Origin of the sequence: Segetibacter sp. 3557_3, assembly GCF_004354985.1 — a bacterium.
GTDB lineage: Bacteria > Bacteroidota > Bacteroidia > Chitinophagales > Chitinophagaceae > Segetibacter.
The window spans coordinates 146,108-158,655 of the sequence record NZ_SMSK01000012.1; the positions used below are offsets into that span (position 1 = coordinate 146,108).

Consider the following 12,548-nt stretch of genomic DNA (forward strand, 5'->3'; position numbering starts at 1 on the left):
CAGAATAGCGAGACGATTATGAAAATGAAACTGATACTTATCGGGGTTACCGCACTGCTGGCTACGGGCTGTAAAAAGATTTTAGATGCAGATCCGGAGAATCTTAAAGCTATCGACCAGATGTACACAGATGGTAGTTATGCCCAGGGTTTCCTGGTAAATGCGTACAGAACAATACCGGGCTATTACGACAACAGTGACTATGCCACAGACGATGCTGTTACAAATCAAAGAACAAATGCCTATTTACAAATGGCTACAGGATCATGGACCGCTGCAAACAATCCTGTTTCAGTCTGGAACGGTTCATATGGCGCCCTGCAGTATGTAAACCTTTTTCTCAGCAATTCAGACAAAGTGAAATGGGCCGCCGACCCGGATGCAAATAAGCTTTTTAATATGCGGATGAAGGGTGAAGCATACGGCTTACGTGCGCTTCATATGTTCTTTCTGCTACGTGCACATGGGGGATTTACCGACGATGGCCAGTTGATGGGGGTACCAATTATAACTGATCTGCAAACAATCGAGTCTGAAGTCAACATGCCACGCGCCAGTTTTGACGCCTGCGTAAAGCAAATTTATAAAGACCTGGATAGTGCAGAGGCGAATTTGCCCCTTGAATATAATGACATTACTACAGCCGCCCAGATCCCTGACCGGTTTAAGGTTGCAACCCAAAAACCCGAAATTTATAACCGGGTCATGGGGCAATATTCACGGCAGTTATTTAACGGAATTATCGCGCGATCTTTTAGGGCCAGGACCGCTTTGCTGGCTGCCAGTCCTGCGTTTCAACATCCGTCTAATACAAGTACCTGGGCTAATGCTGCTGAGTATGCTGGTGCAGTCATTGATTATAAAGGAGGAGTTAACCAATTGCCTGCGACCGGTTTAACCTATTACACCAACAAGGCCGAGATTGATGCGCTAAGCGGAGGAAGTAATCCTCCCGAAATGATTTGGAGAGAAAATGTGCTTACCAATGAAAGTAGCCAGGAAGCGGCTAATTTTCCCCCATCCTTTTTTGGTAACGGCAATATGAACCCGACGCAAAACCTGGTTGATGCGTTTCCGATGGCAAATGGATACCCTATTACTCACGGCAGTTCCAATTATAATCCTACATCCCCGTATGCAGGAAGAGATCCCCGGCTTAACACCTACATTATATTCAACGGCGGTACCGTTGGGGAAGGTGCAGCGGCTAGGGCAATCTTCACCGGTTCAAAGTCGGGTACAGACGACGCAATTAACAGGAGGGAAACATCTACGCGTACCGGATATTATATGAGAAAACGCCTTCGCATGGATGTTAACCGCAATCCTGCATCGATAACCAATAAAAACCATATCATACCACGTATTCGTTATACCGAAATGTACCTTGCTTATGCGGAAGCAGCCAATGAGGCCTGGGGACCAACAGGTGTTGGAACCCGGTCATATTCAGCATATGATGTGATAAAAAAGATCCGGAACAGGGCAGGGGTTGGAACAACCAACAATGATGCATGGTTAGAGGAATGTAAGGGAGATAAAGAAAAAATGCGTGAACTCATCCGCAATGAGCGCAGGCTGGAGCTTTGTTTTGAAAGCTTCCGTTTCTGGGATTTGCGTAGGTGGAAAGAAAATTTGAACATGACTGCCCGCGGCCTGGATGTTAATGGAACGGTGTTCACTCCGTTTGATGTTGAAAGCCGTTCTTATGCGGATTATATGTATTACGGACCAGTGCCCTTCTCCGAAACCCTTAAGTTCAGCAATTTATCTCAAAACAAAGGTTGGAGGTAAATCCACTTGAACAGTTAAAAGATCACAAAATGAAAAATAACAGAATATCTATAGGTCTTGTAGTAGTGCTTATTTCGATGCTGAGTGCATGTATGAAGAACGATGAAATCATTCACCCTGATTTTGACTTTCAAACCATCTATTTTGGTACTCAATTTCCCATCAGAACAGTTGAGCTTGGTGAAGATTTATTTATCGACAATACTTTAGATAATCAACGCAAGGTTCTGGTAAATGTGACCACCGGCGGCGTTCGGGAAAACAAGAAAGACATCGTTACTAGTTTTGTTGTAGACACTTCGCTATGCAGTCGGTTATTTTTTCCTGCTGACAAAGGTGGCAATAAGATTCTTCCTTTGCCCGCAAACTATTACCAACTTGCATCGAATCAGATCACCATTCCTAAAGGAAGCTTTTTAGGTGGAGTAGAAGTGCAACTGACAGATGCGTTTTTTGAAGACCCGTTGACCATTGGTAATAACTATGCACTTCCTTTGGTGTTGAGCGATGTAAAAGGTGCTGACTCTGTACTTCGCGGAATTCCTTCCGTGGCGACTCCAAATCGTAGCATTGATGCGAATTGGACGATCAAGCCCCGTGACTTCGTGCTCTATAGTCTTAAGTATGTAAACGTGTGGCATGGCAATTACCTTCGTCGGGGAACTGATGTCATCACCGGTAGCGTAAATCAAACACTGGTAAGACGCAAACAGTTTGTTGAAAATGATGAGGTCAACAAGTTGTCGACGGTTTCTTTAAGCAAGTTGAACTTCCCTGTCGTATTCAAAAATGCAAGCGGCAACAATGTTGGTTGTACGTTGCAATTGACCTTTGACGCATCTAATAATTGCACCATTACATCAATTACTAACGGGGTAACAGCTTCTGGTACGGGAAAGTTCGTTAAGAAGGGCGAAGTAAACAGCTGGGGAAGTAAGGACCGGGATGCACTGTATTTAGACTACCTGATAAACCTGACGGCCCAGAATATGCGTGTTGCGAGTAAGGATACATTGGTGGTGCGTGATCGGGCATTATCGATAGAAACCTTTGTGCCGGTTTACAAATAATCGCCGATTGAAAAAACCAGGACTACCGGGTTCCATTTTGGTGCGTTAAATGCATTTTGGGTACGAGGTGAGGTTTAAGTCGGATCGCCTTAAACCTTCTACCTAATGTAAGAAGGATCTACGTTGCCCGTTTACCGCTAATTGTACATTGCCCGTCCGTACCTGCGATAATGCCACGTGTTTATCGTAGCACAATTCACCCGGCGCTGCACCTTTGGATACCCGCGCCTGCATGCTCAAAACACACCTCAGAATATCTCTCCTGAGGTGAATGCTCGCGGCAAGGATTAGAACGCATTTAGCCCAAGTGGTACTAGGCCGTGTTGCTTACTACCATAGGCTGGATAATAGGATCCGGATCATTTGGGGGTTGCGGCTCCTCCGAAAGCACTTCCTTATTAAATTGTAAAGCAGGTTACTGTTCTTCGTTTTGGATGTAAGCACCCCCCGGGAAATACATCCTGTTGTACCGAAATAATTTCATGTGTAAGCCTTTTCACCTCGGATGATCTGGATACGGGAGGTGAAAACTTGCTTCGACGGAAGAGAGAACTGGCATTCCTTCCTTAACTAACCATCCTGGTCAGGTCTCTTCATTTTTCCCAGACTTGCTACGTTTTTCGGTGACGTATTCCGAGGGCAGCATATTGTACTTCGACTTAAACGACTTGGCGAAATAATTCGGGCTTGAAAAGCCTACCGAATACGCAATCTGTGCAATGTTCATATCACTTCTTTCCAACAACACTGCTGCCTTTTCAAGTTTTAACGAGCGAATATATTCCACGGGTGTTTGACCGGTGAGTTGTAATAGTTTGTTGTAAAGCGAGCTACGGCTCATGCCCACATGTCTGCTTAAATCTTCAACAGACAACTGTGGATTAGTAAGGTTCTCCTCGAGGTAAGTAACGATACTCTTCATCAGTTTCTCATCACTGGAAACAATTTCAATTTCCGGCACGCTTGTTTTAATTTGTTTTGTGTAGGTCTTTTTTAAAGACTCATTCAACACCAGCAGGTTTTTGATTCTTGTGCTGAGTAGCTCGAAATTAAAAGGTTTGGTGATGTAGTCATTTGCGCCTGTTCTTAAGCCTTGCAGCTGATCCTCTTCCGCAGTAAGTGCTGTCAGCAATATAACCGGGATATGGCTCGTGCGTTTATCGGACTTAATCTTTTTGCAGAGTTCGATACCATTCATTTCAGGCATGCTGATATCGCTTACGATAAGCTGTGGATGCTGGGATAGTGCTTTCTGCCACCCTTCCTTGCCATTGCCAGCCTCGATAACCCTGTACTCTAAACGAAGATTGTCCTTGAGGTAAAAACGAAAATCATCATCGTCTTCTACCAGTAGTACGGTTACATGATTAAGAGCTGCGGCCGCAGAAACATCCGTAATAGACTGTTCTGTCAACACCTCTTCCTCATCCTCAACAACGGGGGTATCGGGTACCTCCTGGAGCACGGCAGGCGTTTCAGTTGTACGCACAAAAGGTAGCTCAACAGAAAAGGTACTGCCGATATTCGGTTGACTTTCCACGTCAATCCTTCCTCCCTGCATCTTGACAAACTCTTTGGTAATAGACAAGCCTATACCTGTTCCCTGGTTGAGTATTGAAGCAGCTGTGGGATTTTGGAAGAACACATCAAAGATCTTGTTTTTTGTCTCCTCGGGAATACCGATCCCCGTGTCATTCACCTTGATACAAACCCAAACGGTGTTTGGATCAGCATGTTTGCGCAGCTCTTCGACTTTCAAACGTATTGTACCTTCCTTAAGGGTAAACTTAAAGGCGTTCGATAACAGGTTAAAAAGGATACGTTCAATTTTATCATGATCAAAAAGTGTTTGGAGTTCTGTCAGCTCGCTTTCAAATACAAAATGGATGTTTTTTCTTTCCGCGAGGTCTCTGAAAGACTCGCATATGTCCTTTATAAATGAAATCAAATCTCCTGCCGACGGGTGCAGCTGCAGTTCATGTTCTTCCATTTTACGGAAATCCAGCAACTGGTTGACAAGATTTAGAAGTCGTCTCCCGTTTCTTCGAATCAATTGCAGATCACCTGATGCATGCTTGTTTTCAGGACGCGAAAGCATCGTTTCCACGGGGCCGAGAATCAGTGAAATCGGGGTTCGAAACTCGTGGCTGAGGTTTGTCAAAAATTTTATCTTGAGGAGATCAAGTTCATGCGTGCGCAGGGCCTCTTTACGCTCCTGCTCCACCTTAAGACCTTCCTGTTCTAACCTAAATCGTCGTTTAATCTTTTGAATCCCTTTGTACCTCGAAAAGAACAGTAACCCGAGTATGACCAGTGCGTAGAAGATATAGGCGTAGATTGTCCGCCAAAAGGGTGGATGCACCCTTATCCTGATAGACGTACCTACGTCGTTCCATACGCCATCATTATTGCTGGCCCTTACGTGAAAAGTATATGTGCCGGGATCTATGTTGGTGTAGGTTGCGGTGGTTGCCGTTCCTACATAATTCCACTCCTTATCAAATCCTTCCAGTTTATACGCGTATTGGTTTTGCTCCGGAGCCGAGTAGTCGAGTCCAACAAACTCGAGCGTAAAGTTTTGTTTGAAGTCAAGGTTGATTTCTTTGGCAACCGAAATATGCTCTGTTAGCGGCCCATCAGGCGAAGGAACAACTGACTGGTTACCCACTTTCAGGTCTCTTATCAAAACTACCGGAACATGATGGTCCTTTTTCAGGTATTCAGGATGGAAATAGTTCATTCCTTCCTGTCCACCAAAGAAAATTGTTCCATCTTTTAGCTTTGCTCCTGCAGCATGAAAAAAGCTGTTGTTCTGAACCCCGTTATGTTCGTTGTAGTTAACGATCTTTTTAGTACCAGGGTCAATACTGCTGATCCCTTTATTTGTGCTAACCCAGATTAACCCCTTATTGTCCTCAACAATCGAATACACGGTACTATTTTGCAATCCGTCCTTTTCAGATAGAACGTTGAACCGGCCGGTATTCTTATCATACAAGCCTATGCCTTCGCCAAAGGTACCTGCCCAGATATACCCTTTGCTATCCACCAACAGACACTGAACTTTATCATTAGGTAGCTGGCTGTTTGTCGTACTATAGATAATAAACTTTTTGGTCGCAGGGTTAAATACAGCAATGCCACCACCGTGAGTGGCTATCCATATGTTCCGGTAGCTGTCTTCAGCGATATCCCTGATGTACCCGTTGATGGGTAACCTGATGTCGTTTTCATGTTGTGGATTTGGGGTAAGCCTGCGGATAACCTTGTTGTCCTTATTAATTACATTTATCCCATTCCCGTTTGTTCCTGCCCAGAGGTTACCGTCAGATAGTTCTTTTAAGCAAAATATGCTGTTTGAGTTTACATCGTTTACGGCTGTGCCCTGCAGCAATTGTTGATAGTTGCCGGAAACAGGATCAACAATGAACAGCCCATCCTGGTAAGTGCCGACAGCAAGCATGCGGTTGTTCGTGATGGCTAATGCAAGAACAGAGAATTGTTTGGTGGTTGAGTTTCGCCTCGATTGCAGGTCGACGTGCTGAAAGCTCCTGGTTTTTGGATTAAAAACCTGTAAGCCCCTGTCCTCCATTCCAACATATATCCTGTCTGCAGCATACTCGGCAAAGGAGCTGACGGGCGATGGCCCGAGATTACTTTTGGCAAAGGCTCTGTTTGGAATAAAGTTAAACAGGTTAAGGTTTTGGTCATACTTACTCACCCCGCCGGCGATTGTACCAAACCAGAAAATTCCCAAATTGTCGCGGTAAACTACCCGGATCAACTTAGAAGAAACGCTGTAAATATTGTTTGGGTCTTGTGTATACGAAGCAACGGTCCTGGTAGCGGTATTGAGTACCTTAACACCGCCTGCAGTGCCCAACCATAAGTTGCTGCCATCTGCAACAATCGAGTTTACAACGTGGTTTTTTTCCTGTGGAAAGTTGATTTCGCTAAAGTTTCTAAAGGTTTGCGTCTCTGGCCTAAACATGCTTAAGCCTTCGTTTGTGCCAATCCAAAGGTTGCCGGTACTGTCGTTTGTAATCGAATGCACGAAATTGTCGCTTAGGCTAGACGTGTCTCCTGGAGCATGCCGGTATTGAGTGAGGGTTTGACTTTGATTGTTATAACAAAATACGCCATTATCAGTGCCTATCCACATCTGTTTGCGGAAGTCCTCACACAGGGCAGAAGTCGTTCCGATTACTGTTGAGGGTAAGCTTCCCGCACGCACGGGAACTTCGGTTACCTTTCCCGTACGTGGGTCCATAATATTAACACCCGCGTAATGGCCGATCCAAAGTCTTCCTGAATGATCGCTCCTTAAGCTCAAAATCACATTATTTCCTAAAGTGCCCTCAGTTCCATTAGAAGGATAGTTAATAAATGCATCTTTAGTCCGGTTGTAACGACTAAGGGATCCGCCGCTCGTTCCTATCCACAGGTTGCCTTTCTGGTCTTCGTGAAGCGCAATAATTTCATTTGATTGCAGACTTGCGGTGTCGCCGGCTTTGTGCCGGTAGATGGTGAAGTGCGTGCCATCAAACTTATTAAGGCCATCCTCTGTGCCAAACCAGATAAGGCCGTATCGATCTTTTAAAATGGTATTGACATTGTTGCTCGATAGCCCATTCCGGGTCGTTAGTGTCGTGAACTTTATGTCAGCAGATTGAGCCACGGCGACACAAATCCACCCAAATAGGCATAAAATGGCAAGTGTAAGTTTCCTTAAAAACATTATCAGCAAAGCAATTTATAATAAGCAAAAATTAAAAGTTACGCATTTGCGTCATCTATGAATCCGCAGTATCAGTCGCACCAATGGTGCTGCGCCGGCAGCAAACCAACACCTTAGCAAAGGGACCGTAGGTTTTGAGAGTGTGCGCTGCTAAGGTAGCAGACCAGGTGTCGGTCTGTTCTCGAAAGATAAGCGCTTCTGCTTGACTGCGAACAACCAATTGCATCTTCTGGCTCCTCAACAGGTAACGATTCATAATTGAACAACATTTGTCGTATGTATTTAAACAAATTTACTCCACACTTTTCGTGTTATCGGAAGGTATTTTAGCGCTTTATACATCGATTGCCTCCAATTCTCAATAATCTCCTTTCCTGCTTTCGTTAGCACAATCACGTTGGCTTCTGCCGCATGGTGAATCTGGCAGGCAGTTGTGAAAACGCACTTGCAGGTGTCCCCCTGGTAAAACATTGTGGAAGAAACAATTGTATCCAAGGAAGATTGCATTGCTGGCACTGGTTAAACATTACTAGCTAATAATTATAGAATTTTGCCACCGGCTTTGTATGGGCGGGGTTAGTTTCGGCACCCTTAGTTCTAATGGTTTGCACAAGGTAGCAAAACGGTATTAAGCACTTGTTTCTTGCTTGCCTTTCCAATCGGAAGTATCATAGTCAGGTTATTGATTGCCTGTACCTGCGGGTTTGATACCTGAACTATCTAAATAGTACCTACATTACATTGTTGTTAAATAGTAAGGAAACAAATGACGTTCAAAAGAGAGAAGCTCCTGTTGCAAGTGCTGGTATGGTTGGCTGTTTGCCCGGTTATGTTTAATGTTGCTTATGCACAGAAAAAGAGTAAAAGCATTACTAAAGGTGATCCTAACGTACCCGTGTTCTCAAATTTTAGCTACAAGGGCAACGACAAGGTTTACAACGAAAATCCGCTAAAAGCCGGTGATTTTTACAACCCGATCTTACAAGGTTGTTACCCTGATCCAAGTATAACACGAAGGGGCGATGATTACTACCTCGTAAATTCCTCGTTTTCGATGTTCCCCGGCGTGCCCATTTTCCACTCAACCGACCTTGTAAACTGGAAACAAATCGGCCATGTGCTGGATAGGCCTTCACAACTAAAAGTTGAAAAATCAGGTATATCTGCAGGCATCTATGCACCTTGTATCAAGTACAACAAGGCTAACGAAACTTTTTATATGATCACCACCCAGATTGCTGGCGGTATCGGCAATATGGTGGTAAAAACAAAAGACCCGCATAAAGGCTGGGGCGAAGTAAATAAACTAAAGTTCGACGGCATAGATCCCTCCATGTTTTTTGACGACGATGGAAAGGCCTACGTTGTGCACAACGATGCGCCCGATAAGGGCAAGGAGTTGTATAGCGGTCATCGTGTCATCAAAATCTGGGACTATGATTTACAGAACGACCAGGTGATTCCCGGAACCGATAAGATCATTGTGGATGGCGGTGTAGACATCACGCAAAAACCCATCTGGATCGAGGGGCCGCATATCTACAAAAAAAATGGCAAATATTACCTCATGTGTGCCGAAGGTGGCACCGGTGACTGGCACAGCGAGGTGGTATTTATGGCAGACAACCCGAGGGGACCGTTTGTACCGGCTCCTAGTAACCCGATCCTTACACAACGACATTTTCCTGCAAACAGGGCAGGCAAGATCGATTGGACAGGTCATGCCGATCTTGTAGAAGGTAAAGATGGAAAATATTATGGGGTATTTCTTGGCATCCGACCTAACGTAAAAGACCGTGTAAACGCCGGTCGTGAAACATTTATTTTACCTGTAGACTGGAGCGGAACTTATCCCGTTTTTGAAAACGGCCTTGTGCCGATGAAACCTTATAATAAGCTACCAAAGGGTACGTCCAACGAAACCGGGCAAAATGGCTTTTTCCCCAACGGTAATTTTACGTTCACCGACAACTTTACTGAAGCTAACCTGGATTACCGGTGGATTGCGATGAGGGGTCCACGCGATTCTTTTATCACTAAGCAGTCGGGCGGGGGAGTTAGTATCAAGCCATATAAAACTAACATCAAGGCACTGGCTCCGATCTCTGCTCTCTTTCACCGGCAACAGCATTCCAGTTTCCAGGCCGAAGTGAGCCTTCAATATGTACCATCATCCGGGCAGGACCTTGCGGGTATCACTTGCTACCAGGGTGAGGCGTTTAATTATGTGTTCGGTGTTACAAAAAAAGAAAACGAATATTACCTGGTACTCGCGAAAACGGCCAGGAACAGGTCAGCCGGAGCTCAGGGCCCGGGGGCACCTGCACAAACTACTATTATTGCCAGCACTAAAGTCGATGCGAAACCCATTAAACTACAAGTGACCGCCTCACAGCAGGATGAATATCATTTCAATTATTCTACCAACGGCGGGTCTTTTCAAAATCTTGGAGGTGCAGTATCCGGAGACATATTGTCCACCAATGTAGCGGGTGGTTTTACAGGTACACTCATAGGCTTATATGCAACTTCAGGCAATGATATCCAACCACAATAATTTACAGGTAATAATTTAAGGATCGAATTCATCGGACATGGGTAAGTGAATGCGCTCGAGTAATATTTTTTTGTACCGGGCAGAAGGAATGCTATGGAGCATCGTTGCGTCGCACTCTTGTACCAGAAGTTCACTACTCAGCCCCTTTTAAAACAGCGTCAACTAACCGACTTCAATAGCATTGTAAGCCGCTTACTTCAACGATTTGGCATAGGTGAAGGACAGCGTTGTAAATAAATAATGCCACGGCACTCAAGTAAAAGGGGAACAAACGGGGTCACTGCCTGGGTTTGATAGATGTGTCCATCCCGGTCACCAACGTTTATTTGAGCAAATCGCGCTAAAACAAACAGAAAAATAGCTTAATGAGGAAGTTCATAACAATCGCATGTATTACCTGTTTTGCAATACCAGGAGCGGCCCAGATTGCAGTTGTATCAAGCCCGGATAAGCTACTTAAACTTACCGTAAACGTGGTCGACAGCTTGCCGGTATATTCGGTTACCTACGATGGTAAAATGATGCTCGATAATTCACCACTTGGGCTTATCACCAACGAGGGTGATTTCTCAAAAGGCATGAAATACATCAGCAAGCAGGATAGCCTGGTTGATAAATCCTACAAGCAGGACAAGATTAAAACATCCTCTGTACACTATCTGGCAAATACCCTCAGCTGCACTTTTGAGAATGCCCGCCAAAGAAGGATCAATATAACTTTCCAATTGAGCAACAATAATATTGCCTTCCGCTACGAATTGCCGGTATGGCGTGATCGTATGAGTTGCGTAGTGGAGAAAGAAGTTACAGGTTTTAAGTTTCCTGCACAAACCACCACCTTCCTTTCCAATATGATGGCACCAATGACAGGTTTTGCCCGCACGGCCCCCAGCTATGAAAGTGGCTATGAAGCAGATGGCTCATTAGCAAGAACTACCAGGCAGGGTGAGGGCTTTGTTTTCCCCGGACTTTTTCATGTCGGCAACGATGGATGGGTGCTCGTTTCTGAAACGGGGGTAAGCAGCCTGTATTGTGCAAGCCATCTAAGTGACGGCAATGCTAATGGTCTTTACACTGTCGAATATCCCAACCCTAAACAAAACAATGGTTTTGGCAGCACCGGCGCAGCCCTTAGCTTGCCTGGTGTTACCCCCTGGCGAACGATCACGATAGGCAACACGCTTAAACCTATTGTAGAAACAACGATACCTTACGACGTAGTAGATCCCCTGTATGCGCCCTCAATACCTTACAAGTTTGGCCGATCAACCTGGAGTTGGATTGTGTGGCAGGATAACAGTATGAACTATGGTGACCAGGTAAAATACATCGATCTCGCGGCTGCTATGGGCTATGAATACATACTTATAGATGCGCTGTGGGATAAAAACATTGGTAAAGAGCGGATGAAAGAGCTGATTAATTACGCCAGGTCAAAGAAAGTTGACGTTTTGTTATGGTATAATTCAAATGGCTCCTTCAACGATGCTCCGCAGGGGCCGAGGGATAAGATGTACCGGGCAATAGAACGTAAGAAAGAAATGGCTTGGCTCAGGCAAGCTGGTGTAAAAGGGCTGAAGGTGGATTTCTTTGGTGGGGACAAGCAGGAAACCATGCGGCTATACGAGGATATCTTGTCGGATGCAAACGACTACGGTCTGATGATTATCTTTCATGGTGCAACCTTGCCGCGTGGTTGGGAAAGAATGTATCCAAACTTTGTAGGCTCCGAAGCAGTTGTTGCTTCAGAGATGTTGATTTTCTCCCAGGGTGTGCGGGAGTCAGAAGCCTTTAATGCAACCCTGCACCCGTTTATCAGAAACGCCGTAGCCAGTATGGAATTTGGCGGTGTATTGCTGAATAAGTACCTGGTCAAGAGCAACGAAGGAAGAAACAAGCGGCTTACAACGGATGTTTTCCAGCTTGCCACTGCTATCCTATACCAGAATTCGGTACAGGCATTTGGTATAACTCCGAACAACCTTTCGGATGCTCCCCGGTTCGCAATTGATTTTATGAAAAAGGTGCCCACTACCTGGGATGAAACGCGATTTGTAGAAGGTTATCCCGGCAAGTACAGTATCCTTGCAAGAAGGCACGGAAAGGCATGGTATGTTGCGGGAGTAAATGCGCAAAAAGAGCCGTTCAAAATCAAGATCAAGGTGCCCATGATTGCTGGTAAAAAGGTACAATACTATTCAGACGGCGAAGGTGCTGCTGGCAATATGAAGGAGGTTGAAGTTTCCAGAAACGGAGAGATCGAAGTTGAGATGCAATCAGGCGGAGGTTTCGTGATTGCCTCCCAACTATAACGCATTAGCAAGAAGGGAACATTTAGCCCGTGATTAATAGGTTGTAACACTTCTCACGTCAGGTGTTCAACACCGGA

Annotated in this window: 5 protein-coding genes; 4 read left to right on the forward strand and 1 reads right to left on the reverse strand. The window is 45.1% G+C overall.

The genetic code is table 11. The features are described from left to right. Positions 1-18 precede the first annotated feature (18 nt). The gene (locus EXU57_RS17010; RefSeq protein WP_133269434.1) at positions 19-1,794 is read left to right on the forward strand and encodes a RagB/SusD family nutrient uptake outer membrane protein; all 1,776 of its coding nucleotides are present in this window, start codon (positions 19-21) and stop codon (positions 1,792-1,794) included. Positions 1,795-1,823: 29 nt separating this feature from the next. Next, the gene (locus EXU57_RS17015; RefSeq protein ID WP_133269435.1) at positions 1,824-2,864 is read left to right on the forward strand and encodes a DUF5627 domain-containing protein; all 1,041 of its coding nucleotides are present in this window, start codon (positions 1,824-1,826) and stop codon (positions 2,862-2,864) included. A 583-nt stretch (positions 2,865-3,447) separates the two neighbouring features. Here EXU57_RS17015 and EXU57_RS17020 read toward each other — a convergent pair. Next, the gene (locus EXU57_RS17020; protein WP_133269436.1) at positions 3,448-7,602 is read right to left on the reverse strand and encodes a two-component regulator propeller domain-containing protein; all 4,155 of its coding nucleotides are present in this window, start codon (positions 7,600-7,602) and stop codon (positions 3,448-3,450) included. Positions 7,603-8,368: 766 nt separating this feature from the next. Between EXU57_RS17020 and EXU57_RS17025 the strand changes: the two genes are divergently transcribed. Together EXU57_RS17025 and EXU57_RS17030 are read left to right on the forward strand one after the other, a co-directional pair. Continuing rightward, complete coding sequence (locus EXU57_RS17025; protein WP_207955514.1) at positions 8,369-10,159, forward strand: glycoside hydrolase family 43 protein; 1,791 nt, start codon at positions 8,369-8,371, stop codon at positions 10,157-10,159. A gap of 365 nt (positions 10,160-10,524) precedes the next feature. Continuing rightward, positions 10,525-12,471 (forward strand): glycoside hydrolase family 97 protein, encoded by a 1,947-nt coding sequence (locus EXU57_RS17030; RefSeq protein ID WP_133269437.1) that lies wholly within the window; start codon positions 10,525-10,527, stop codon positions 12,469-12,471. Positions 12,472-12,548: the final 77 nt, after the last annotated feature.